The organism is Nostoc parmelioides FACHB-3921 (assembly GCF_014696625.1).
Lineage (GTDB): Bacteria > Cyanobacteriota > Cyanobacteriia > Cyanobacteriales > Nostocaceae > Trichormus > Trichormus parmelioides.
Genome location: NZ_JACJQL010000009.1, coordinates 96,141 through 121,206 on the forward strand (window position 1 = coordinate 96,141; position 25,066 = coordinate 121,206).

Sequence of the window (25,066 nt, forward strand, 5' to 3'; positions counted from 1 at the left end):
CGGTAGCCCTTTGTTTATTCGCTATGACAATTTGACTGTGACGGCGACTTTTGTGGTTGCCAATTATGTAAATTTTTCTAACTTGGTGTTACTAATTATTGCGTAATTATTTTTTTAGAGAAAAAACAACAAGGTAATGAGTACATCTAATATCCTAACCCTAGACTAGGAACTAACTGAACACGACCAGCATCCATCTCTGCCATCAATAATTCTAGGGCTTCGTAGTCAACATCAGAGATGTGACCCATTGCAGTCAACTCAAAATTAATCTCGTTTTCTATCTCTGGAGTCAATTTTTTAATGTCCAGTGCTTTTTCTACCAACTGCCGAATTGCATATCTAGTTTTCATAGGTGTATGAACCAAATTTCGGTGATACTAAATTATCCAAGATATGATTAAGTATAAAATGTGATCCGGTCATGGCTGTTTGAGTGATTTAGATCACAATTAAACTAAGTAGAACTTTCCTGATTTAACTCACGCTTTGACATAAAGATTTACAACGATTTCACAATTTAAATCGCTGCTCAAAATATGTCTCCATAGGTAGCATCTACGAATAAATCAACTTTCGTAGCACAACTTTCAATGATTGCTTTTTTTGGGCATCCTTACTATTGTTGATTTTTTTGGAACCCCCATGAAAAAAAAGTATATATGAACACATTTCCCTAGTAAGTTATGACAATCTTTAAACAGACCTGGAACAAACATAAAGATTCAGCAAAGAGAGTTAGGACGTATGGTCGATGCCAAGGCAAAAAGTTTATGTTCAAATAAATTCAAGCTCCACAATTCAGTAACTCTAATTAGGATCTCATATGCAAGCAGTACTGAAGTGTCCGAAAATTCAGGTAATCCGTCCTCATGGCTGCCTGAATGCGACTAATGCTTTAGAATTTGAACAAGACTTAACCAAAACACTGGCAAAAAAGGATATCTCAGGCTTGTGGGTTGATTTAGCGGATGTAGAATCCTTAGACAGTTCTGGACTGATGGCTCTAGTATCTGCACTGAAAATAGCTCAGAACCTGGGTAAGGCTTTTCAGCTTTACTCTGTTTCTCCAGCAATCAGGATTATTTTTGAGTTAACCCAACTCAATGAAATTTTTGAAATCTTTGAACACGAAGCAGAGTTGGTAGTAAGGCAACTATATTAAAACAGTCAATAAATATTAACAAATAAACTGGTTTAGCGGCACCTAGTGTAACGGAGTTCTAAGTTGCTACCCCAAAACCTGTTGAAAGAGCTAATCAATGCTAATGTTGGAGGTGAGTAGCTGTAATCAAAGTAGCTCGAAGTTAGCACAGTGACTGTTGCATTTGAAAGTTTAATCACACCGGATATCTTAAAACCAGCGCGTTACTTGGGTAACGAGCGTCTGGCAGTACACAAACCTTGGAATACCGCCGTCATACGCTGGGTGTTAACCTACCCGGAAGTCTATGAGGTCGGAGCATCTAACTTAGGGCATATCATTTTGTATAACATCTTGAATGCCCAACCAAGACAGTTATGCGATCGCGCTTACCTACCAGGGACAGACTTAGCAGCAAAACTCAGGGCCACAAACACACCCTTATTTGCTGTCGAATCTAAGCGATCGCTAAGTGAATTCGATATTTTAGGTTTTAGTCTTAGTTATGAATTAGGAGCCACCAACATTTTGGAAATGTTGGACTTGGCAGGGATTCCTCTCACTTGGCAAGAACGCTCACAAAGCAATTACCCTCTGATTTTTGCTGGTGGACAAACAGCAACATCAAACCCGGAACCATACGCCGACTTCTTCGACTTTTTCGCCTTAGGAGATGGTGAAGAACTCCTAAGCGAAATTGGTTTGGTATTAGAAGAAGGTAAACAAGCCGGATTGAGTAGAGAAAATCTACTCCTCGATTTGGCGCAAATACCAGGCGTGTACGTGCCGCAGTTTTATCAGATGACGGATAGGGGGTCAGTTCAGCCTCTACGTCCAGATGTACCAAAACGAATTTTGCGGCGAGTGGCTACTCCCATACCCGCTTATTCTATTGGGCTAGTACCATACGTAGAAACTGTACACGATCGCTTGACAATAGAGATTCGCCGTGGATGCACTCGCGGCTGTCGCTTCTGTCAACCGGGAATGCTAACCCGACCTGCCAGAGATGTAGAACCAGAAAAAGTAGTGGACGCAATCGAGCAGGGGATGCGGGCAACTGGCTATAGTGAGTTTTCTTTGTTATCCCTGAGTTGTTCTGATTATTTGTCTCTACCGGCAGTGGGGATGGAAATTAAAAATCGGTTAAAAAATGAAAATATTTCCTTATCCCTCCCCAGCCAAAGAGTAGATAGATTTGATGAAAATATTGCTAACATCCTGGGTGGTACACGGCAAGGCGGATTAACCTTTGCTCCAGAAGCCGGAACCCAAAGAATGCGGGATATTGTCAACAAGGGTTTAACCAACGAAGAATTATTAAGAGGTGTCAAAACAGCCTGGGAACAAGGTTGGGATAAAATCAAGTTGTATTTCATGATTGGCTTACCGGGAGAAACCGATGCAGACGTTTTCGGGATTGCAGAAACGGTAAGTTGGCTACAGAGAGAATGTAGGGAAAGAGGCAGAAGACCTCTCAACTTCAACATTACAATTTCTAATTTCACACCCAAACCCCATACACCATTTCAATGGCACTCTGTGGCGACTGCGGAATTTAAACGCAAGCAATCCTTGTTGCGGCAAGCATTCCGCCAGCTACGGGGAGTGAAGATAAACTTCACCGATGTCCGCATCTCCGCAATGGAGGACTTTATCGGTAGAGGCGATCGCTCTTTAGGTAAAGTAGTGCGTAGAGCCTGGGAATTAGGTGCAGGCATGGACTCCTGGTATGAAGGTCTAGATAAAGCTTTTGCAGCCTGGGGAAATGCGATCGCTCAAGCCGGTCTAGATTGGAAATACCGCCTAGTAGAAAATGGTGAGTGGAATCTGTTTTACACAGAAGACCCAGAAAGTAGAGGAAATGAGGGAGATGAAGGAAAATCAAACTTACCTCTCCACTCCCTAGATTCCCCCCTACCCTGGGATCATATAGATACAGGAATCGACAAAAAGTGGCTCAAAGAGGACTTACAACGCGCTCTAGAAGCTGCAATTGTTCCGGACTGTTCATTTGAAGGTTGTTCTCACTGCGGTGTTTGTGGCACTGACTTTGGTCACAACATAGTGATCGAACCGCCGCCAATTCCCGAATTTGCCGGTGAGTTTGTTCCCAACACCACAAAGTCCCAACGACTACGAGTTTGGTTCGGCAAACAAGGTGACATGGCTTTAGTCAGCCATTTGGATTTAATGCGTCTATTAGATCGAGTCGTCAGAAGAGCAAGTCTACCAGTTGCTTATACTGGAGGATTTCATCCTAATCCCCGGATTGTTGCAGCTAGTGCCTTAGCCTTGGGAGCTACTAGTAGTGGTGAAATTGTGGATTTTGAATTAACTCAATTAGTAGACACAGATGTTTTTCTGCAAAAACTAGTTGATGAACTGCCACCAGATATACCAATCTATGGTGTAGAACAGATAGATTTAAAATCCCCATCTGCAAACCAAGTATTAGATAGGGCAGAATATGTAATTACTGTGGCAGCCTCCAGGGAGGTCAATGCTACACAATGGCAAAACTGGATTGATATGATTTTGGCAAAAGACGAAATTTTGTCCGAACAGACAACCAAATCTGGGAAAAGCCATTTAGTAAATCTGCGCTCACGTTTGTTTGAGTTGGAATTAGTTAAAACCCATGCGAGCGCAACTGAACCTACAGCAGTTTTGCGTTATGTGGGTAGCTGTCGCCCTGATGGTGTGTTGTTGCGTCCCGAACAAACCTTATCTATGCTAGAAGTAGTAGCGGGTAAAGAAGAATTTCATCTTCTACACATCCATCGCAATCAGCTAATTTTAGCGGTATAATCTCTGAAGGGTAACTTGCTAGTAGTTACTCTACTGTGGTACATCGTGGGAATTGATTTTTAGCAAGGTTGCGTTAGAATAGGCTGAAGAGAAATTTTCTGGCGCTGCATAGAAGAATCTAGTTCACTATTACCCTGATCATCAGGGAGCGAAATTAAAGGTATTAGAGTGCAAAGTCTAGGATTTTGTCCGAGAGAAACTAAGGCAGATTAAAGAACACTCTCTTTATTGCTATCGTGTGAACTAGTGATTAACAGCAGGCTCCGTCGCTTCTCTACCACCATGCTTTTAAAACAACTGCTGAATGCCTAATCCCTAGATGGTGAAGGTATCACATCAGAAATCAACCACGGACGGTTGATTTATTTGCTTAGACAATATGCAGCCGTTCTGGAATAATCAGGCGTATCGACGCAATTCCCCAGTCAATAGCTTTTTATTTTGAAGCTCAACTTCACAATTTTTATTACCAGCAGTGTCTTTGGAGGCTGGCAGGGGCGAGAGGGATAACAAACCTCCAAGCCTGTTGACGCTGCCGATTTTTGAGGAAATTGAATGCCAAAACAAATTATTATCGCGGAGCAGCATCAAATCGCTGCTGTATTTTCGGAAGACCAAATACAAGAACTCGTTGTAGCCACAGGCCATCATCAAATCGGTGATATCTACTTAGGTGTAGTAGAAAATGTATTACCAGGTATTGATGCAGCTTTTGTCAACATCGGAGATCCAGAACGTAATGGTTTTATTCATGTAACTGACTTAGGCCCTTTACGACTTAAAAGAACAGCAGCAGCAATTACGGAATTATTAGCACCACAACAAAAAGTTTTGGTGCAGGTAATGAAAGAGCCGACAGGAACAAAAGGCCCACGGCTCACAGGTAATATCACTTTACCCGGCCGTTATGTGGTACTGATGCCCTATGGTAGGGGTGTAAATTTATCGAGGCGGATTAAGAGTGAAAGTGAACGTAACCGTTTACGGGCATTAGCAATTTTAATTAAACCCGCCGGTATGGGTTTGCTGGTGCGTACAGAAGCGGAAGGCAAACCAGAAGAAGCAATTATCGAAGATTTAGAAGTACTGCAAAAGCAATGGGAAGCCATTCAACAAGAGGCACAGTCAACCCGTGCGCCAGCACTCCTGAATCGGGACGATGATTTTATCCAGCGCGTATTACGTGATATGTACGGTGCGGATGTAAATCGGATTGTCGTCGATTCTAGTACTGGTTTGAAGCGAGTCAAGCAGTATTTACAGAACTGGAGTGGCGGTCAGACACCACAAGGATTGTTGATTGACCATCACCGCGATCGCTCCCCAATTTTAGAATATTTCCGGATTAACGCCGCAATTCGAGAAGCTCTCAAACCAAGAGTAGACCTTCCTTCTGGCGGCTATATCATTATTGAACCAACAGAAGCGTTAACTGTAATAGATGTTAACTCTGGTTCCTTTACGCGATCGGCTACAGCCAGAGAAACCGTTTTGTGGACTAACTGTGAGGCCGCAACAGAGATTGCTCGCCAGCTACGTCTGCGGAATATCGCTGGGGTCATCGTCGTTGATTTCATTGATATGGAATCGCGGCGTGACCAATTACAAGTTCTGGAACACTTTAATAAAGCCCTGCGAGCAGACAAAGCTCGTCCGCAAATTGCCCAACTCACAGAGCTAGGTTTAGTAGAACTGACTCGCAAACGGCAAGGTCAAAATATTTATGAATTGTTTGGTGACACTTGCCCAGCCTGCGGTGGTTTAGGACATACAGTCCGCTTACCCGGAGAAACTGAGAACCGCTTACCCACTCCAGCAGCAGAAATTCCCGAACGTTTTGTATCTCTGCCTACACGAGAGCCTCGTTTACCAACTGCACGCATCAGCGAACCGCGAGAAACCTACGATGGATTTGGCGAAGCATTTGAAAACGACTCTGACTTGGGTGCTTTAAATTTAATTAATCATCCTAGCTATCAAGAACTGAACGATAATAATAAACGTCGCGCCCGTACCCGTCGCAGTCGGATTGGCATCAATGGTACAAATGGCAAAGATGAACAAAGAATTACTGCTAACCCACTAGCTTTTATCAATGAGTCAGATTTAGACCTTGATGGAGATGTAGAATTAAGCGCTCCACCAGAGTTACCCACCCCCAACCTGGGAAAATCTGGCTGGATTGAAAGAGCGGAAAGGACTAAAGTCATTAAAACAGAGCCAGTTAAACCGGTGGTGGAACCACCGGAGATTAAGACTGTAGAAATGACCCCAGAAGAACAAGATATTTTTGCTCTCATGGGGATTTCTCCACTAATTAAATTAGAGCAGGAGGTAAAAAACCCTAAATCCGTCATTATTAACATTGTTCAACCGGGACAAACACCAACTATACCCACTGAAATAACTGCGGAGCCTGTGGTCAAAGCAACACCAAGTGTTGAAGTGAGTACACCAAAAGTAAAGTTGGAATCTAAGTCTGTGCCGGTAACTGCAACTGAACCAATAAAGTTAACAGAAACTACGGAAGAATCTGAAGTGAATGCCGCTAGCACTGCTAGCCGTCGCCGTCGTCGTCGTTCTTCCGCCGCCGACACAGATACGGGGGAGGATAGTTAAGACTAATTCTGTAAAGCAGAACCACAGATTTAAGCTAGAGTTTCAGACATTTTTTAACTGCATATTAGCGCGTCTATCCATAGTGCATCAATAAACTATAGAGGTACAGAAATAGCGAAGATATTTATGCACCAGATGATATTAGACGCGCTACTATTCTCTGAGTTTTCTAAGGGTTTAACCATACATAGTATATTGTTGAGTTTGTTTTCATGGGAAGATACCAGCCAAACCGCTAGATATTTTCCATTGGTGTAAGTTTTGATGATGCTAAAGAAGAAGCAAACTACTGATAATCTAAGGTTGCCAATATCCCTAAACCCAACCGGTTGGCTGGAGTCGTCCCCTGATTGGTCGAATATTTCCGGTTTGGTAGCAGGAGTTGATGAAGTAGGGCGGGGCGCTCTCTTTGGGCCTGTAGTGGCAGCCTCTGTCATACTACCAGTTAGCGCTTTTCCTCAGCTGATGACAGCCGAGATCAAAGACAGCAAAAAACTATCTCATTCTCGTAGAGTTCAGCTAGCACAGCAAATTTCTACGCTAGCTATAGACTGGAGAATTGGTTATGCAACAACAGCTGAAATTGACAGAATTAATATTTTGCAGGCAACACTGTTAGCCATGAGACGGTCTGTAAAAAAGCTAAAATTACAGCCCATACTCTGTTTGGTAGATGGTAATCAATCAGTGCAAGACTTGCCAATTTTACAACAAACTATTGTGAAGGGAGATGAGCGATCGCTCCATATTGCCGCCGCCAGCATCATGGCTAAAGTTTGGCGTGACGATTTGATACAGCGTCTAGCAACCAAATATCCAATGTATGACTTAAAGAGTAACAAGGGCTATGGTAGCAAAAAGCATTTGTTAGCCCTGGAACAACACGGGGCTTCACCCTTACACCGTCAGTCATTCCGCCCTTGTCAAATATCACTTGACTAGTTGATCGGGAATGAAAACGTTCTTTGCTTCTAACAGAGAAAGAATAGCAGTTGTTTTTTGCTACAGACAACTGACCCACTACTCTACATTAAAAATTGGCAGTTGAGAATTATTAGCTAAGGCTTGTTCTTGGGTTTGAGAAATTACCCACTGACGATAGTCAACTAATAGTTGGTGCAACAATCTTTGTTTTACGGTCATTAGGACACTTTTAAGCAAACCATTACCAGTAGTTTCTAAAATTGGCTTGGGTGTTAGAGAAAAAGGAGGTGGTAAATCTACCTGCACTTGTAAATCAGCCCTGCCTTCTAGGCGAGTGGCACTATTTAATTGATATGGTGACAAGTACCCTCTTAGATTGAGGGAGAAGCGCTGATTAATGTACTCAAAACCCAGAATTTCGCAACCTACTGAGCGCAAGTAAATCGTTCCGTTCGATTCTGCCCAAACTCTCATATCCACAGTAGGTTGAATACTCAAAGACATGAAATTTAAGGGGCGCATTTTCAGCCGAAATACTTCCTCAGAAAGTTGCTGAATACGGTTTTGATCTACCAAAGCATTAACTAGACGTTGGGGCTGACGCAAGTAGTGCTGAATAGGGATAGGCTGCTTTGTTACAGCAATTTCTACCGATTGTGAGGCAGTGAACTTGGTAGCCATGAGTTACGAAAAGTAATTGTTTTAATATTTTTATTATTAATTAGTTTATGAGTCGATAGATCTTATTGTAGAAAAAAATATCTAATCAAAATAGTTGATAGGCTGAGTTAGATGCATTTATAGTTTTTTCTACTATTATGGGATGCTTAAATCAAAAGCACTTACGATTCGTAAGTATATAGATTATAGCTCATTTTATTCTCAATAAAGATACATTTGACCTAGATATTACCGAATTTAATCTACAGTTTTGATATTAGTTCACGTATTTATTTAGATATGATATGGCGACGATGCACCCCCACAACCTAGACAATGGCTCTATTTTTGGTTCATAGTCACTTGTTGATAGTAATATTCTATAGGAATCATACTTGAATCTTGCTAAGTATACTGAGAAACAAACATTTGTATGGCAAGCTTCTAGCCAATTTGGTTTTTCAGAAATCAAATATGAGTCCTATATTTGTACTTATGATAAAGTCTATACACTAAATATATAACTATGGGCAAAAACACAATGAAATTATCTGTTGCTCATTTAGGGCCACCTGGTACTTATGCAGAACAAGCTACTATTTTTTATGGCAAATGGCTAACTCACAATACTGGAATCGAAGCTAGTCTACACCCCTATTCCAGCATCGCTCAATCGCTCCAAGCTCTAGCTCAAGGAGAAACTCAATTAGCTGTTGTGCCTGTAGAAAATTCTATTGAAGGCAGCGTCACTATGACAATGGATACCATGTGGCAGCTAGATAGTTTGCAAATTCAGTCAGCTTTAGTATTGCCTATTGCTCATGCTTTAATTTCTTGTGCAAATAGTTTAGATGAGATAAAAACTGTTTATTCTCATCCCCAAGCCCTAGCCCAGTGTCAAGGGTGGCTAAGAGAGTTTCTTCCTAATGTGCAACTGATTCCTAGTAATTCAACAACTGAGGCGCTGGAAAAACTAGAGTATGATTTGGCAATAGGTGCGATCGCTTCTAGTAGAGCTGCTGAACTTTATAATTTGCCCATACTAGCTAGTTGTATCAACGACTATCCAGAAAACTGTACTCGTTTTTGGGTAATCAGTCAGGCAGAATCTGATATGACGCACCGATTGCCGTTACAAAAACTCACTCACACTTCTATTGCTTTTAGCGTGCCTGCCAACGTACCTGGTACATTGCTCAGAATACTGCAAATTTTTGCCCACTTGGATATTAACTTGAGTCGAATTGAGTCTCGTCCAACAAAGCGATCGCTGGGCGAATATTTATTTTTTATTGATTTGGAAGCTGATGTCAATACACCACAGATGCAATCTGCTTTGGCTGAATTAAATACTTACACAGAAGTATTAAAAATTTTTGGTAGTTACAGTGTACTTTCGGCTAACAATCAATAGTATTGATTCCTGCTTTATTGCTCAACTTCACTACATCAGCTTATAGCTTTGGATTAAAAGTATCTTTCAAAACAGAACGAGCTGCCAAATGATTGCGAGTAGTAGTTAGAATTTCCGCTTCTCGCTCTAGACGAGCAGCAGTATCCTGCATTTCCAGTAATGATTGCTGCTCTCCAGCTACTCCATATAAGTTACTGGCTACCCAGTAAGATAATTCTGTGGGTAAATCTGGTAATTCTTCAGGAATCTCTATATTTTGTTCTGTAATTTTAGCTGAAAGACGAACAACATCACGTAGCAGTTGCTCTACATCTGTTGCCAAAGGGCGCAAATCCTTCGCGGGTGGATGGTCTTCTAACCATTCCACTAAACCGACGCGGTAGGGTTTTTCCCGCACGTATTCTAAAACACGGAATCTTTGTTGTCCCAGAGTCAACATTTTCATGCGGTCATCTGGTAGACGCTGATAGTGAACAATTTCTGCACAGCAGCCTACATTTGCTATTGTGCCTTTTACTGGATCGACCATTAAGACCCCAAACCTGCGATCGCTTTCCAAAATCGTGTTCATCATGATTCGGTAGCGGAATTCAAATATATGCAGGGGCAATGGTCTGGTAGGAAACAGAACTACTTCGGGTAACGGGAACAGAGGTAGTTCGCGGACGGCAATTCTAGAAGAAGATGTCATTTTTACCTGAGTATAAATTTAATCTTTAAAATTTCTTTTTCTCTGCTTTTCCCGTATTTTCCTTACATTCTATCATTTGTTTTCTGGCTAAATAAAATGCCCTGAAATAAATTTTTCAGGGCAGAGTAAATATTTTTACTAATGTCAGTTGCTAGGGGCTATTAGTCGTTGGCGAACAAATAACTATTGACTACTGACTAATTAAAGCTTTACTTCAATGTCTACACCAGATGGTAAATCCAGTTTCATCAGCGCATCGATGGTTTTAGATGAAGGCTGGTAAATATCGATAATCCGGCGGTGAGTACGGGTTTCAAAATGTTCGCGGGAATCCTTATCTACGTGGGGCGATCGCAGCACGCAGTATATCTTCCGTTTTGTAGGTAAGGGAATTGGGCCTATGGCTGTAGCGTTAGTACGGTTAGCTGTGTCAACGATCTTCTCGCAAGATGTATCTAATAAACGACGGTCAAAAGCTTGTAAACGGATTCTAATCTTCTGCTGCTGTAGAGTTGCCATCTTAAATTTTCCAGGTTCTGATGAATGGGGGATTGGGGATTGGGGACAGAAAAGTAAAAAGGTAAAAGATTTTTCTTTTGACTTTTGCTTTTTGACTTGGATTGGGGATTGGGGACTGGGACACTTAGACAAAAATCACTGTTTGTCTTTCTTGTCTTTTTCTAGTACTTAGTCCCCGGTACCTTATTTAAGTTCAGATAAAAGAGCAGAGATGCCGCAAGCTTCTCTGCTCTTAGTTATTAGGGTAAAACAGTGCTACTTGACGATTTTGGAGACGACACCAGCACCGATGGTGCGGCCACCTTCACGAATAGCGAAGCGCATCCCTTGCTCAATCGCAATTGGGTTGATTAATTCAACGGTGACTTTGATGCGATCTCCTGGCATCACCATTTCTACGGCTTCACCTTCATCGGAAGTAAAGGCTTTAATGGTACCTGTTACATCAGTTGTCCGCACATAGAATTGAGGACGGTAGCCAGCGAAGAAGGGAGTTTTACGACCACCTTCTTTTTCTGTGAGGACGTAAACTTCGCCTTCAAATTGGGTATGAGGAGTGATAGAACCAGGTTTGGCTAATACCATACCACGTTCAATATCCGCCTTTTGGATACCACGAAGTAGTACGCCAGCGTTGTCTCCAGCCATACCTTCATCGAGACTCTTTTTGAACATCTCAATCCCGGTAACGGTTGTGTTGCGGGTATCTCTGATACCTACTAGTTCTACAACGTCACCGACTTTGACTTTACCGCGTTCGATTCGACCGGTAGCAACAGTACCACGACCAGTGATAGAGAACACGTCTTCTACCGCCATCAGGAATGGTTTATCTATATCCCGCTCTGGGTCGGGAATATAAGAATCCACAGCATCCATCAGTTCGTAGATTTTGTCTACCCAAGGATTGTCTCCGCGTTGGGTCTTAGGATTCTTGGTCATTACTTCGAGAGCCTGCAAACCTGAACCTCTGACGATGGGAATATCATCACCATCGAATTCGTACTCTGTCAACAGTTCTCTTAATTCCAGTTCTACTAGTTCTAGTAGTTCAGCATCTTCCATCATGTCTTCTTTATTTAAGAAGACTACGAGCTTAGGAACGCCGACCTGTTTTGCTAGCAGGATGTGTTCACGGGTTTGAGGCATAGGGCCGTCGGTAGCAGCAACTACGAGAATTGCTCCATCCATCTGAGCCGCACCTGTGATCATATTCTTCACGTAGTCAGCGTGACCAGGACAGTCTACGTGAGCGTAGTGACGATTAGCGGTCTCATATTCAACGTGGGCTGTGTTGATGGTGATACCCCGCGCCTTTTCTTCTGGTGCATTGTCGATTTGGTCGTAGCCTTTAGCGACCGCTTGACCAAGAGCTGCCAAGGTCATGGTGATTGCTGCCGTTAAGGTTGTTTTACCGTGGTCAACGTGGCCAATCGTACCGATATTTACGTGGGGTTTCGTTCTTTCAAACTTTGCGCGTGCCATGAATACTCGTTTCCTTTTTTAATTAAGCGTTCCCTTTGCTTTTTGCAATGATAGTTTCAGCTACGCTGCGAGGCACCTCTTCGTAGTGACTGAACTCCATCGTAAAGATACCCCGACCTTGGGTTTTCGACCGGATATCAGTGGCGTAGCCGAACATAGTCGCCAGTGGAACTTTTGATGCCACTTTAGCGAGTCCCTGTTCAGTGCTTTGGCTTTCTATCTGCCCCCGACGGGAGATGAGATCGCCGATGACGTTCCCAATGTAGTCTTCAGGAACTTCCACTTCGACTTTCATCATAGGCTCTAATAGTACTGGTGAGGCTTTAAGCACAGCTTCTTTCAGCGCCATTGATCCAGCAATTTTGAAAGCCATTTCTGAAGAGTCCACATCGTGGTAGGAGCCATGAACTAGCGTTGCTTTCACGTCAATTAGTGGATATCCAGCTAAAATACCAGATTCACAGCTTTCTTTCATACCTTGCTCGGCAGGGCCTATGTACTCTTTAGGTACTACACCACCGACAATTTTAGACACGAATTCAAAGCCAGTACCTGGTTCTCCAGGTTCCAAGTTGATCACAACGTGACCATATTGACCTTTACCACCACTTTGACGGATGAACTTACCTTCCACGTTAGTAACTGATTTACGAATCGTTTCGCGGTAAGCTACTTGCGGCGCACCAACGTTGGCTTCCACTTTGAATTCACGTAACATCCGGTCTACGAGAATTTCTAGGTGAAGTTCTCCCATCCCTGCAATTACAGTTTGGTTGGTTTCTGGGTCAACGTTGACACGGAAGGTCGGATCTTCTTCGGAGAGAGATTGCAGAGCCTTGGATAGCTTATCCATGTCGTTCTTGGTTTTGGGTTCAACCGCTACCGAGATTACTGGCTCTGGAATAAATAGGGATTCCAGAATTACTGGTGCGCCTTCATCAGTGATAGTATCACCAGTTAAGGTGTCTTTTAATCCTAAAGCAGCCCCCAAGTCACCTGCACGCAGTTCTTCTACGTCTTGCCGGTCATCTGCTTTCATAAGAACTAAACGGGAAATCCGTTCTTTTTTGTTCTTGGTAGCATTTAAAACATAGCTACCTTTTTTCAGAACGCCTGAATAAACGCGAACAAAGGTAAGGCGACCGTATGGGTCAGCCATAATCTTGAAGGCTAAAGCTGCTAAGGGTTCATTGTCGTCAGCCCGACGCTCAACGGTATCACCATTAGCGAGTGTGCCTTGAATGGGTGGTACTTCTGTTGGTGCAGGTAGGTAATCTACCACTGCATCCAGCATTAACTGCACACCTTTGTTTTTAAAGGCCGAACCACAAAGTACAGGTACGATAGTGCCTGCAATTGTACCTTGACGTAGTGCAGAGCGAATTTCTTCCTCTGTCAGTGCTTCGCCATCGAAGTACTTAGTCATCAGAGCATCGTCGGTTTCTGCGACGGCTTCCACCAACTTGGTGTAGTACTCTTCGACTTGATCTTGTAAGTCTGCTGGGATATCAGTTTCCTGGATATCCGTACCTTGGTCGTTGTTGTAAATGTAGGCACGCTTCCGCACCAAGTCTACGATGCCTTTGAAGTCGTTTTCGCTACCGATAGGTAGTTGAATGGCAATAGCATTTGCCCGCAGGCGATCGCGCATTTGCTCATGAACTCTATAAAAGTTCGCTCCTGTACGATCCATCTTGTTGATGAAGGCAATCCGAGGTACTTTGTAACGGTCTGCTTGCCGCCACACAGTTTCTGATTGGGGTTGTACACCACCCACGGAACAAAATACCGCAATTACACCATCTAACACCCGCATGGAGCGCTCAACTTCAATTGTGAAGTCTACGTGACCTGGAGTATCGATAATGTTAATTTGATAATCTTTCCAACTGGTACTAATTGCCGCAGCAGTGATGGTAATTCCACGCTCCCGCTCTTGATCCATCCAGTCGGTTACAGCAGTTCCTTCGTGAACCTCACCAATTTTATGAATTATTCCAGAGTAAAATAATATTCTCTCTGTTGTCGTGGTTTTGCCCGCATCTATATGCGCCGCAATACCGATATTGCGTACTTTCTCTAGCGGGTTTGTACGTGCCACAATAACCTCCTATAGTTTTTGCCTCATGATATCTTGTATATTACTCTTTGTTAAGATTCTATACTTTTAGGGAAAACCGACTTGTGTACGGTAATTCCGCGATATACCGCTTTTTGATGCACGATATACCGCTTTTGTACTTAGTAACGATAGTGTGCAAATGCTTTGTTTGCTTCCGCCATCCGGTGTGTTTCTTCCCGTTTGCGAATCGCATTCCCGCTTTCATTGGCAGCATCTAGTAGCTCATTAGCCAATCTGCTGGCCATTGTCCGTCCGGGTCTACTTCTAGAAAATTGTACCAGCCAACGTAGTGCTAGGGTAGTACCACGTTCTGTACGCACTTCCATCGGTACTTGGTAGGTTGCACCACCGACACGGCGGGCTTTTACTTCTACTAAAGGTGTTGCGTTCCGCACTGCTCTTTCAAAAACTTCTAAAGCATTGTTGCCAGTGCGTTCTTCAATTGTTTTCAACGCATCATAAACGATGCGCGCAGCTAGTGATTTTTTTCCATGACGCATAATCCGCCGGATGATCATACTCACCAGGCGACTGTTATATACAGAGTCAGGCGGGACTGGCCGCCTTTGAATAACACCACGACGAGACATACTTTACCTTTAATTCGGATTTGGCAACGAAATTATATGCTATCAGACAGCGTATTTTCTGAGTGCTAGAGCAACTCATAATTCCGCTTTTTTGCTCTACGGTTGTAGCAAACCCAATTTAGGAGACTTGCTGATTTGAAAAAGTTCCAAGGGCTGAGTGGTTTGTAAACACCAGTTTCTAACCTCTTGTTCTAGCCTTTTTCATCTATCCTGATTTACTCAGTTCATGATGGCTAATTCGATTTAGTAGACAAACAAACAGCATTATTAATATCGAAATATTTATAATTAGATGCTGTTGTTGTTTACACTGCTTTTTATCATGCCTACACTTGCTCGCTGAGTGCAGGTTGGCGGTAGAAGCTTAAGCAAATTTTCAGAAACAGATTATATATTCTGTGAATCAATCACTGTTTCAGAACAAGCATTGATTCTTTTGCCTGAATTAGGCGCTTTTGGGTAAGCGACTAATCGCAATCAAACACGATTAATCGCCTGGTTTATTTTTTCGCTTCTTTCGGGCGCTTAGTTCCATATTTGGAACGACCTTGTTTGCGGTCTTTAACTCCGGCTGTATCCAAGGTTCCCCGGATGATGTGGTATCTTACCCCTGGTAAGTCCTTCACCCGTCCGCCACGAATCATTACAACTGAGTGTTCTTGTAAGTTGTGACCAATTCCTGGGATGTAAGCTGTAACTTCAAATCCCGATGTAAGTCTGACCCGTGCTACTTTCCGTAGAGCCGAGTTAGGCTTTTTAGGTGTAGTTGTGTAGACTCTGGTACAAACACCCCGACGTTGAGGGCATTGCTTCAGAGCAGGGGACTTAGTTTTCTGACGCGCTTTTTCGCGTTCAGTGCGTATTAATTGCTGTATTGTTGGCATGAGTCACAGCGCGTGAAGCTGCTTGTAGGTCTAAGTTTTAACAAATCCTGATTATATCTTTTTTTGTGGTTTTATGTCAAACTTCCATATTATTTCGTTAAACACTAGATGGTGCAGCAGTAGAGAAGGAATTACCACAGCCACAGGTAACGATTGCTTGGGGGTTTTGGAAGCGAAATGCACCACCCATCAGATCCTCTGAATAATCTATGGCTAAACCATTAATGTAATTATAGCTGGCATGATCGATTACTACTTGAGTATTATTGATGTCGAAGATGCGATCGCCTTCTTTGATTTTTTCATCGAAAGACATCTCGTAAAACCAATCAGAACAGCCACCTGGTTTAACAGTGAGCCTAAATAAGGACGCGGAACGCTGCTTTGCTTTTAAGCGATTGATTTCACTGGCTGCGGCTTGGCTCAAATGAATCATAACGAATTTGGGCAACTGGAGACACCATCTCTTAGTATTGCAGATGGGTTGCCAAAAGAATTTACTTATCAGCGAAAAGACAGGAAAGCAGGGAAAAATCTCACAAATGATATCTTATAGTTGTTAACGGTTGACTGTTGACAGATTTAAAAGCCTTATGCTGTTTGGGTTTCGTCTTAACTTGGTGTGCTAATCTATCCGGCTATGGCTATAATATTCATTTTCTGTGCTTCCGTGTCTTGGTGGTGGAACAGCTTTTAAACACGGAGGCACAGAGAAAAGTTAGTAGTTAAGTTATTAAACTGAGATAGTTTGCCAGTAATCTTTAATTAGATGTGCGAGAGTAGTCATCTTGGTAGCGAATAATATCATCCTCACCTAAATATTCGCCGTTCTGTACTTCAATGAGTACTAAGGGAATTACGCCAGGATTCTCTAGACGGTGAGCAGTACATTGGGGTACGTAGGTAGACTGATTATTACCTAAAAGGATTTCTTTTTCACCACATACCACTCTGGCTGTACCAGAGACAACAATCCAGTGTTCACTCCGGTGATGGTGCATTTGTAGGCTGAGGCGATGTCCAGGTTTCACCTCAATCCGTTTGATTTTATATCCACGTCCTTCTTCCAGTACTGTAAAAGAACCCCAAGGACGCAACTCAGTTGCAGCAACACTACGGCTAGTAATGGTAGTAGGTAGGGGTAAAGCGTGAGTTTTTGTTGTGGTTTCTTGAGTTTGAGCCATAGTTACCTCATTTGCAGACAAAACAAACTATCATTACTTCTGAAATAATTGATGGAAAATTTAGGGGAATTTTACAACCGTGAAATTAGGAGTTTTGCAGCACCTTGCTAAACATAGCAAAGTGAACCTGGGTAGGGTACAGAATATTAGTTGAAACTCTCGGTTTATACCAATTCTTCATCAAGTAGAACGTCCGCTTATTCTCAGCTTTAAATTGGGAAAGTAGAGATTAGGGTAAGTTATGTGGAGTTTCAACTATCTACTATTTATCTGTACCGCTATTTTGGTTCAAGAAAAATCCCGATGCCGTTGTGGACGCGGGCGGCGGTGTTAGGATAGCGGTCTAGGAGTTGCCCACTTAGGTAAAGACTAGTTGAGCTACCACCGTCTAGGTTGAGGGCGTTTACACAGCCTAAGAGTTTCATCAGTTGGGCGTGTTCTGCTAGGTTTGGGCCTGGGCCACCTGCACGGTTATGGACTGCGGCAATTAATAAGGTATTATTTGCAGTGGTGCAAATGCCGCTACGAACAGCCCTTTCAGCAATAAAGGCGCTACTGAATTGTTCGCTTTTAGCATCGAGGACGACTTGACTATTTTGGAGGAGTAAGGGGCCGGCTCCAATGATGTGGGGGTAACTGTTAAACTCACCAGGTGTAGTGGCGCTAGTAATCTGCACATCAGTACCAACGGGGAGTTGTGAAACTACTATAGTGGTATTGCCACGTAATGTCAGTAAGTAGCCATTATTAGGGATAGGAAAGTTGGTTTGACCCGCTTTATTCCCTGGAAATTGATTGGTGATTTTGTTGTTTTGGACTATGACAATCCGTTCATTGTCAGTTAAGGGAGTGTACAGCTTGCCCCAGGCTGGTGTGTAACGAGCGATACCGTTTTGGACATAGCCACTGTTCAGGGCTAAGATTGGCACTCGCAAATTACTGGATGTTACTAAAGTCTCTTGTAAGCTGAGACGACCAAAGTAAAATTGTCCGGCATCGTTCCAGGCGATCGCACCCCTGTTTAAGATAGGACTAGATAGCCACTGACTATTTTGACGAATTGCCCCCAAGGGATAGCGGTTATTGCGGTTGAAATATCCTCCGTTAATTGCGCCTACAGCCAGGTAGCGTTGGGCTGTTTGCAATATGGGGGCTGTGCCTACTAAAGTATCGGGGTTAGTGATAATTGGTTTTAAGGTGAGTCCCACAGTCCTGGGGTTGACTTCCAAGAGGACGACAGGGAAACGATTTGTACCTAAATTAACAAATTGCTGTCGCCAGCGCAGTCCGGTTGCCCAGGTAATATCTCTTGGTTGCAAGGGGTCGGGACGCAAATCGATAATCAGGCGATCGGGGTTATTAATAGTGCTAACCTGAGGAGACAAAGCTAAGGGAACACTTAGCTGCATCACCGTTTGGTTATTTACTACCTCTACTTTGGTAATTAATGGTTCCGGTGTCGGTAATTGTTTAAGTAAATTTGGTGCAGATGTAGGTGGTGGCGTTATTGGTTGGGGTGTATAACGTTGAATTAAACCTGTATCAGCGATGCCATCAAGGACGATTGTCCACTCTCTATGGGTGGGTGCAGGAGGTTTGGCATCTGGTGTATTGGGGTTAACTGGAGGTCTGATTGGTTGTCCTTGTTTGACTTGCCAAGGTGTGGGACGGGTTAAGTCCACAACAATGCGAGTTGCGGGCAACGATGGCACAATCGGGGTTCCTGGTCGCTGACTGGAGCGAATATTTCTTACTTGCCCTGGGGGAGTGGCGATCGCTAATGTGTTACCTTGGGATTGAATCTGCCATCCTGCTGTTCGGGCAAGATTGGTAATGTCTAGATAGCGATAGCCGCCCTGAAGCCTAGTGGTTAAAACTGTTGGTTGGGTTGTTGATGAAAACCACACCACTGGCTGTCTAGATGGGTCATTACTGTTTAATAAGTCCACGCCAATCAATTGTCTAAGAGCGCCATCACTAATCAGTGTTGTTATTTGATCTGCTGTTCTTGGTTGCTGCAACCAAGCTCCTGGTAAGATACGGCCATTGAGAGAAATTTGGCTACCTGAAGATAATCTCACTGATGGAGGCGATGTTGGACGAGGTGCATTTACTTGTCCAATTTTTTGTGGCTGCTGGGCGCTGGTGGCATAGGCAGCAGACAAACATAGTGATACTGCGGTTAGACAGGACAGAGTAGCTGGTAAGAAGCTGTATTTTAATGGTTTAGTAACAATATTGCGATTTTTTCGTAGGCAAAAATTTGTCATTTTGTCCATAATTTACATAGTTACTTTTGAAACCTATCACCCAACGACCTAGTTAGCTAATTGTGTGGAAATCTTGAAACATAAAGAGCTATTTTAGTAGTAAATGTGATAGGATATATATTGGCTTCTTATCTCTTAAAGATGACAAGCTAAAATTTTGCCGCAAAAACCACTGTAACTGAATGCTTTAACTAGCACTAGTTATAACAAAACTAAAAATAAGCTACTACGCTTTTAAATTACATGGTCACCTGTATGGTTTGTTGATTGCTGACCCGTAGACTACACTCAGGTTCAACTGTCAACGACCAACATGAAAAGATGTGCAAGTTAAATGCGTGACAGCTTAGTAGTTTTGGTTATTATATTTGGATAAGATATTAGATACTGATACATTGTTCCTGCTGTTGCTACTTGAGTGAAGGTTACACAGTGGGGACTTTAGAGGCAACAGCAAAAATCTATCTCACAACAATGAAAATATTTTAGTAATTGTCAAAGGGGTATATATTGTACTACGCTGATTTTGCTGCTAAATCAGGATTATTTCTAGCCAAAGATACAGTGAAGTGTGAAATTGATATGCGATGGGCTATGCCCCACCTTAGGTGATCGCTAGCACTCAAAAATCGCTTTGCTGGAAAAATTAAAACAAAGAAATTGGGAAAATATCAAGCTAGACAATATTAAGTAGAGGACTGTCAAGGTACAGAAATTTTTTCTTCCATAGAATAAACACATAAAACATAACGTCAAAATTTTAACAGGGTAGTAAAAAGCCAGAGTTAAAATTTTTTTTCTCTAAATTTCAGTGATTTTATGTATTCATAGAACACGAAATTTAGCAATTTTTCTCACAAACAGTGGCGCAATTCGTGACTCAACGATCTCAGGAACAGGCTATGAATGATAACTCGACGCATCAAAACCAACAAATCACGGCGAATAATAATTCAGGGGATACCTACCAAGGGCAAAGGTGGTTAGTAGAAGAACGGGATGCCTGTGGTGTAGGTTTTATCGCTCATCGTCAAAATCATGGCGGTCACGAAATTGTGGCTAAAGCTTTAGCGGCTTTGACCTGTTTAGAACATCGGGGTGGTTGTAGCGCCGACCAAGATTCTGGGGATGGTGCTGGTATATTAACCGCTATTCCTTGGGAGTTGTTGCAGCAAGATTATCCCCAAGGACAGATAGACTTTTTGTCCAGTAAAAATATTGCTGTGGGCATGATTTTTTTGCCACAGGATGCAGAAGTTGCCCAAAAGGCTAAAGCCATTTTTGAACAAATTGCCACTGAAGAAAAATTTACTGTATTGGGCTGGCGAGTAGTTCCGGTACAACCTGATTTATTGGGGATACAGGCAAAAGAAAATCAACCCCGAATTGAGCAAGTTATTTTAAGCGCCGATAACACTGGTGATGCACTAGAAAGGCAACTTTTTATTACTCGTAAGCGTTTATTCAAAGCCGTAAAAAGTATCTCGGAAGAATTTTACATTTGTTCTTTGTCCAGTCGCACTATTGTATATAAGGGAATGGTGCGATCGGCGGTTTTGGGAGCATTCTATCTAGACCTACAAAACCCAGCTTATAAGAGTGCTTTTGCTGTTTATCACCGGCGCTTTAGTACAAATACTATGCCCAAGTGGCCTTTAGCGCAACCGATGCGGCTATTGGGTCATAACGGGGAAATTAATACCCTGTTGGGAAATATTAATTGGATGATGGCGAGAGAAGCTAACTTGAGTCATCCCATTTGGGGCGATCGCTTTGATGAACTCAAGCCATCAGTTCTCATGGGGAACAGTGATTCGGCAACTCTCGATAACGTCCTCGAATTATTGGTGCATTCTGGACGTAGCCCCTTAGAAGCCTTGATGATTATGGTGCCAGAGGCTTACCAAAATCAACCATCCTTGCGTAACTATCCCGAAATCGTTGATTTTTACGAATATTACAGTGGTTTGCAAGAAGCATGGGACGGCCCCGCACTGCTGGTATTTGGGGATGGTAAAACAGTAGGGGCAACATTAGACCGGAATGGTTTAAGACCTGCTCGTTATCTCATTACCAAAGATGACTATATAGTAGTGGCTTCGGAAGCTGGGGTAGTAGATTTCCCAGAAGCAGACATTATTGAGAAAGGTAGACTAGGCCCTGGACAAATGATTGCAGTGGATCTAGTCAACCATGAAATCCTGAAGAATTGGGAAATTAAGCAGCGCATTGCCAAACAGCAACCTTATGGAGAATGGCTGCAAAAGTACCGTCAGGAACTCAAGCAGCTTACCAGTCAGGTAAATGGTAATGGTAACGGTCACCGGGTAGCGGATAACGGTCATGTCAGCACCACGAAGATTGACAAAGAAACCTTACTGCGTCAGCAATTAGCCTTTGGTTACACCACCGAAGATGTAGAAATGGTCATTCAACCAATGGCCGCCACTGGTTCAGAACCGACTTTCTGTATGGGCGATGATATCCCCTTGGCAGTGCTGACAGACAAACCCCACTTGCTTTATGACTATTTCAAACAGCGTTTTGCCCAAGTCACCAACCCAGCAATTGATCCCTTAAGGGAAAAGTTGGTGATGTCTTTGAAAGTGGAACTGGGGGAACGGGGTAACTTATTGGAACCCAAACCAGAATACGCTAGAAGGCTAAAGCTAGAATCGCCAGTACTATTAGAGTCAGAATTGGCAGCAATTAAGCTATCAGGATTTGCTACAGCTGAATTGTCTACCTTGTTTGCGATCGCCAATGGGCCAGATGGTCTCAAAGCAGCAGTCCTAGCCTTGCAACAACAAGCGGCGGAATCAGTCCGGGCCGGTGCGAAAATTCTCGTTTTAAGCGATCGCGCAGGCGCAGGTATCAGCACAGAATATAGTTACATTCCTCCCCTATTAGCTGTAGGTGCAGTGCATCACTACCTAATTCGGGAAGGATTGCGAACGAAGACATCTTTAATTGTCGATACGGCTCAATGCTGGAGTACACACCATTTTGCTTGTTTAATTGGCTATGGTGCAGGCGCTATTTGTCCTTACATGACTTTGGATACTGTGCGGAATTGGTGGTCAGATCCCGCAACCCAACAGTTCATGGAACGGGGTAAAATCACAAGCCTTTCATTGGAACAAGCGATCGCCAACTATCGTAAAGCTGTAGAGTCGGGTTTGTTGAAGATCCTCTCGAAGATGGGAATTTCGCTGCTCGCCAGCTATCAAGCAGCGCAGATTTTTGAAGCTATCGGGATTGGTGGCGATTTGTTAGCTTTGGGATTCCAAGGAACAGCTTCTCGCATCGGTGGTTTGAGTGTCAGCGAGTTAGCCCAAGAAGTCCTGTCCATCCACAGCAAGGCTTTCCCAGAACTAGCAACCCACAAGTTGGAAAACTTGGGGTTTGTCAACTACCGCCCCACCGGCGAGTACCACATGAACAATCCCAAACTGGCAAAAGCGCTGCATGAGGCTGTAGATGGGAAGAAATACGACCACTACGAAGTTTACAAGCAGTACTTACAAGGTAGACCAATTACAGCCTTACGAGACTTGCTAGACTTCCACAGCGATCGCACCCCCATATCTCTAGAAGAAGTAGAATCAGTCAGCGATATTGTCAAGCGCTTCTGTACTGGGGGGATGTCCTTGGGTGCATTGTCACGGGAAGCCCATGAAGTATTAGCGATCGCCATGAACCGGATTGGTGGTAAATCCAATTCTGGGGAAGGTGGAGAAGACCCAGTACGTTACAAAGTGTTGGATGATGTGGATTCATTGGGACACTCTCCAACTCTCCCCCATTTGCGAGGTTTGCGGAATGGAGACACAGCCTCTAGCGCCATCAAGCAAGTCGCATCAGGACGCTTTGGTGTCACACCAGAGTATTTAGCCAGCGCCAAACAAATCGAAATCAAAATTGCCCAAGGTGCAAAACCAGGGGAAGGTGGACAGCTACCAGGGCCAAAGGTGAGTCCTTACATTGCCATGTTACGGCGGTCTAAGCCCGGTGTCACCTTGATTTCACCACCACCGCACCACGATATTTATTCCATTGAAGACTTAGCACAGTTGATTTTTGACCTACACCAAATCAACCCCAAAGCCCAAGTATCGGTGAAACTAGTAGCGGAGATTGGTATTGGGACAATCGCGGCCGGTGTGGCGAAAGCCAACGCGGATATCATCCAAATTTCTGGTCATGATGGTGGTACAGGTGCATCACCACTCTCATCAATTAAGCACGCCGGTTCGCCTTGGGAACTGGGCTTGAGTGAAGTGCATCGGGTGTTGATGGAAAATAGTCTGCGCGATCGCGTGGTCTTACGTGTAGATGGCGGTCTCAAGAGTGGTTGGGACGTGTTAATTGGTGCGTTGATGGGTGCAGAGGAATTTGGCTTCGGTTCCATCGCCATGATTGCAGAAGGCTGTATTATGGCGAGAATCTGCCACACCAATAACTGTCCTGTGGGCGTTGCTTCCCAAAAAGAAGAATTACGCAAACGCTTTACAGGTATCCCCGAACACGTTGTCAACTTCTTCTACTTCGTTGCGGAAGAAGTGCGTCATCTGTTAGCTAAACTCGGCTATCGTTCTTTGTCGGAAATCATCGGCCGGGCTGATATTTTGACAACACGCCAGGACGCAAAACTAACCAAAACCCAAGCTATCAACCTCAACTGCTTACTCCAACTACCAGACACCAGAGAAAATCGGAGTTGGTTGGTACATGAAGAAGTCCACAGCAACGGCCCCGTTGTGGATGACCAATTACTGGCTGATCTCGACATTCAAGCAGCCATTCGCAACCAGTCTGCTGTTACCAAGACTTTACCTATAGTCAATACTGACAGAACATTGGGGGCGAGACTAGCTGGGGCGATCGCTTCTCAATACGGTGATAGTGGTTTTGAGGGACAAATTAACCTTAATTTCACAGGTAGTGTCGGTCAAAGCTTTGGTGCTTTCAACCTCCCTGGAATCATTCTCACGCTGGAGGGAGAAGCCAACGACTACGTAGGTAAAGGAATGCACGGTGGTGAAATTATCATCAAGCCACCAGCAGAGGCTACTTATGATCCTGCACAAAACGTCATTGTGGGTAATACCTGTCTCTACGGTGCTACTGGTGGGGTATTATTTGCCAATGGTTTAGGCGGAGAACGCTTTGCTGTCCGCAACTCTAAAGGTGTAGCCGTGATTGAAGGTACAGGTGATCACTGCTGCGAGTATATGACAGGTGGCACAATTGTCGTCCTTGGCAAAGTAGGACGCAACGTAGCTGCGGGGATGACTGGTGGGTTAGCTTACTTCTTAGACGAAGATGGTTCATTTCCTGAATTAGTTAACAGGGAAATTGTGAAAATTCAACGGGTGCTAACCACAGCCGGGGAGAAACAACTACAAGACTTAATTAAAGCTCATGTAGAACGTACAGGTTCGCCAAAAGGTCAGATAATCTTAGAAAATTGGCAGGAATACTTGCCTAAGTTCTGGCAGTTAGTACCACCTTCAGAGGCTGAAAGCCCAGAAGCTAACCCCCAAGCTGTAGTAGAGAAATATCTGAGTTCTGTCTAATCATTGGTTATTAGTAAGACTTACGCACCCAGGTTTTCTGTTGAGACTGGGTGTAAGGGGGTAAGGGTATAGGGGTGTACGGATTTTAAACATTGATACCCTTATACCCTTCTCCAAACCCTTGATTTTTCGTTTTCATGCGTAAGTCCTAATTATTTATGACTAATACA

General features: G+C 43.5%; 17 protein-coding genes. 6 read left to right on the forward strand and 11 right to left on the reverse strand.

Annotation, left to right across the window (positions count from 1 at the left end; genetic code table 11):
* Positions 1-146: 146 nt before the first annotated feature.
* Positions 147-353, reverse strand: coding sequence for a hypothetical protein (locus H6G14_RS08790; protein ID WP_190566912.1), 207 nt, complete (start codon positions 351-353; stop codon positions 147-149).
* 473 nt (positions 354-826) lie between these two features.
* On the opposite strand from H6G14_RS08790, the gene H6G14_RS08795 reads away from it, so the two are divergent.
* The 4 genes from H6G14_RS08795 to H6G14_RS08810 all read left to right on the forward strand — a co-directional run bounded on the left by H6G14_RS08795 (position 827) and on the right by H6G14_RS08810 (position 7,516).
* Positions 827-1,165 carry an STAS domain-containing protein gene (locus H6G14_RS08795; RefSeq protein ID WP_190566914.1) on the forward strand — a complete coding sequence of 113 codons (339 nt, stop codon included), beginning with the start codon at positions 827-829 and terminating at the stop codon, positions 1,163-1,165.
* Between the two features lie 150 nt (positions 1,166-1,315).
* Positions 1,316-3,955 (forward strand): TIGR03960 family B12-binding radical SAM protein, encoded by a 2,640-nt coding sequence (locus tag H6G14_RS08800; protein ID WP_190566916.1) that lies wholly within the window; start codon positions 1,316-1,318, stop codon positions 3,953-3,955.
* A gap of 555 nt (positions 3,956-4,510) precedes the next feature.
* On the forward strand, positions 4,511-6,574 hold the full coding sequence (rne, locus tag H6G14_RS08805) for a ribonuclease E (protein WP_190566918.1): 2,064 nt from the start codon (positions 4,511-4,513) through the stop codon (positions 6,572-6,574).
* A gap of 264 nt (positions 6,575-6,838) precedes the next feature.
* On the forward strand, positions 6,839-7,516 hold the full coding sequence (locus H6G14_RS08810) for a ribonuclease HII (protein WP_190566920.1): 678 nt from the start codon (positions 6,839-6,841) through the stop codon (positions 7,514-7,516).
* Positions 7,517-7,594: 78 nt separating this feature from the next.
* On the opposite strand, the gene H6G14_RS08815 is transcribed toward H6G14_RS08810, so the two are convergent.
* Positions 7,595-8,179 (reverse strand): DUF1997 domain-containing protein, encoded by a 585-nt coding sequence (locus H6G14_RS08815; RefSeq protein ID WP_190566922.1) that lies wholly within the window; start codon positions 8,177-8,179, stop codon positions 7,595-7,597.
* Positions 8,180-8,699: 520 nt separating this feature from the next.
* On the opposite strand from H6G14_RS08815, the gene pheA reads away from it, so the two are divergent.
* A complete protein-coding gene (pheA, locus tag H6G14_RS08820; RefSeq protein ID WP_190566924.1) occupies positions 8,700-9,572 on the forward strand; it encodes a prephenate dehydratase in 873 nt (290 codons plus the stop codon).
* 40 nt (positions 9,573-9,612) lie between these two features.
* Here pheA and H6G14_RS08825 read toward each other — a convergent pair whose 3' ends face one another.
* The 9 genes from H6G14_RS08825 to H6G14_RS08865 form a co-directional block, all read right to left on the reverse strand.
* Complete coding sequence (locus H6G14_RS08825; protein ID WP_190566927.1) at positions 9,613-10,263, reverse strand: LON peptidase substrate-binding domain-containing protein; 651 nt, start codon at positions 10,261-10,263, stop codon at positions 9,613-9,615.
* Positions 10,264-10,464: 201 nt separating this feature from the next.
* Positions 10,465-10,782 carry a 30S ribosomal protein S10 gene (gene rpsJ, locus H6G14_RS08830; protein WP_010998474.1) on the reverse strand — a complete coding sequence of 106 codons (318 nt, stop codon included), beginning with the start codon at positions 10,780-10,782 and terminating at the stop codon, positions 10,465-10,467.
* Between the two features lie 255 nt (positions 10,783-11,037).
* Positions 11,038-12,267 (reverse strand): elongation factor Tu, encoded by a 1,230-nt coding sequence (gene tuf, locus H6G14_RS08835; RefSeq protein WP_190566929.1) that lies wholly within the window; start codon positions 12,265-12,267, stop codon positions 11,038-11,040.
* A 22-nt stretch (positions 12,268-12,289) separates the two neighbouring features.
* On the reverse strand, positions 12,290-14,368 hold the full coding sequence (gene fusA, locus H6G14_RS08840) for an elongation factor G (protein WP_190566930.1): 2,079 nt from the start codon (positions 14,366-14,368) through the stop codon (positions 12,290-12,292).
* A gap of 140 nt (positions 14,369-14,508) precedes the next feature.
* Positions 14,509-14,979 (reverse strand): 30S ribosomal protein S7, encoded by a 471-nt coding sequence (gene rpsG / locus H6G14_RS08845; protein WP_010998477.1) that lies wholly within the window; start codon positions 14,977-14,979, stop codon positions 14,509-14,511.
* 500 nt (positions 14,980-15,479) lie between these two features.
* Positions 15,480-15,863: a 30S ribosomal protein S12 gene (gene rpsL / locus H6G14_RS08850; RefSeq protein ID WP_006196398.1), complete on the reverse strand. Its 384-nt coding sequence runs from the start codon at positions 15,861-15,863 to the stop codon at positions 15,480-15,482.
* 97 nt (positions 15,864-15,960) lie between these two features.
* Positions 15,961-16,299 (reverse strand): HesB/IscA family protein, encoded by a 339-nt coding sequence (locus tag H6G14_RS08855; RefSeq protein WP_190566932.1) that lies wholly within the window; start codon positions 16,297-16,299, stop codon positions 15,961-15,963.
* Positions 16,300-16,624: 325 nt separating this feature from the next.
* Positions 16,625-17,047, reverse strand: a complete 423-nt coding sequence (locus tag H6G14_RS08860; protein WP_190566934.1) for a phosphomannose isomerase type II C-terminal cupin domain — start codon at positions 17,045-17,047, stop codon at positions 16,625-16,627.
* 278 nt (positions 17,048-17,325) lie between these two features.
* A complete protein-coding gene (locus tag H6G14_RS08865) occupies positions 17,326-19,326 on the reverse strand; it encodes a phosphodiester glycosidase family protein (protein WP_190566936.1) in 2,001 nt (666 codons plus the stop codon).
* 893 nt (positions 19,327-20,219) lie between these two features.
* On the opposite strand from H6G14_RS08865, the gene H6G14_RS08870 reads away from it, so the two are divergent.
* On the forward strand, positions 20,220-24,896 hold the full coding sequence (locus tag H6G14_RS08870; RefSeq protein WP_190567008.1) for a glutamate synthase-related protein: 4,677 nt from the start codon (positions 20,220-20,222) through the stop codon (positions 24,894-24,896).
* Positions 24,897-25,066 lie beyond the last annotated feature (170 nt).

Excerpts from the sequence above, each read along its gene's own strand:
- rpsJ (WP_010998474.1), bottom strand. The coding sequence starts at position 10,782 with ATGGCAACTCTACAGCAGCAGAAGATTAGAATCCGTTTACAAGCTTTT.
- H6G14_RS08790 (WP_190566912.1), bottom strand. The coding sequence starts at position 353 with ATGAAAACTAGATATGCAATTCGGCAGTTGGTAGAAAAAGCACTGGAC.
- H6G14_RS08825 (WP_190566927.1), bottom strand. The coding sequence starts at position 10,263 with ATGACATCTTCTTCTAGAATTGCCGTCCGCGAACTACCTCTGTTCCCG.
- tuf (WP_190566929.1), bottom strand. The coding sequence starts at position 12,267 with ATGGCACGCGCAAAGTTTGAAAGAACGAAACCCCACGTAAATATCGGT.
- H6G14_RS08860 (WP_190566934.1), bottom strand. The coding sequence starts at position 17,047 with ATGGCTCAAACTCAAGAAACCACAACAAAAACTCACGCTTTACCCCTA.
- pheA (WP_190566924.1), top strand. The coding sequence starts at position 8,700 with ATGAAATTATCTGTTGCTCATTTAGGGCCACCTGGTACTTATGCAGAA.
- H6G14_RS08795 (WP_190566914.1), top strand. The coding sequence starts at position 827 with ATGCAAGCAGTACTGAAGTGTCCGAAAATTCAGGTAATCCGTCCTCAT.
- rpsG (WP_010998477.1), bottom strand. The coding sequence starts at position 14,979 with ATGTCTCGTCGTGGTGTTATTCAAAGGCGGCCAGTCCCGCCTGACTCT.
- rpsL (WP_006196398.1), bottom strand. The coding sequence starts at position 15,863 with ATGCCAACAATACAGCAATTAATACGCACTGAACGCGAAAAAGCGCGT.
- rne (WP_190566918.1), top strand. The coding sequence starts at position 4,511 with ATGCCAAAACAAATTATTATCGCGGAGCAGCATCAAATCGCTGCTGTA.
- H6G14_RS08865 (WP_190566936.1), bottom strand. The coding sequence starts at position 19,326 with ATGGACAAAATGACAAATTTTTGCCTACGAAAAAATCGCAATATTGTT.
- H6G14_RS08815 (WP_190566922.1), bottom strand. The coding sequence starts at position 8,179 with ATGGCTACCAAGTTCACTGCCTCACAATCGGTAGAAATTGCTGTAACA.
- H6G14_RS08870 (WP_190567008.1), top strand. The coding sequence starts at position 20,220 with ATGAATGATAACTCGACGCATCAAAACCAACAAATCACGGCGAATAAT.
- H6G14_RS08810 (WP_190566920.1), top strand. The coding sequence starts at position 6,839 with ATGATGCTAAAGAAGAAGCAAACTACTGATAATCTAAGGTTGCCAATA.
- H6G14_RS08855 (WP_190566932.1), bottom strand. The coding sequence starts at position 16,299 with ATGATTCATTTGAGCCAAGCCGCAGCCAGTGAAATCAATCGCTTAAAA.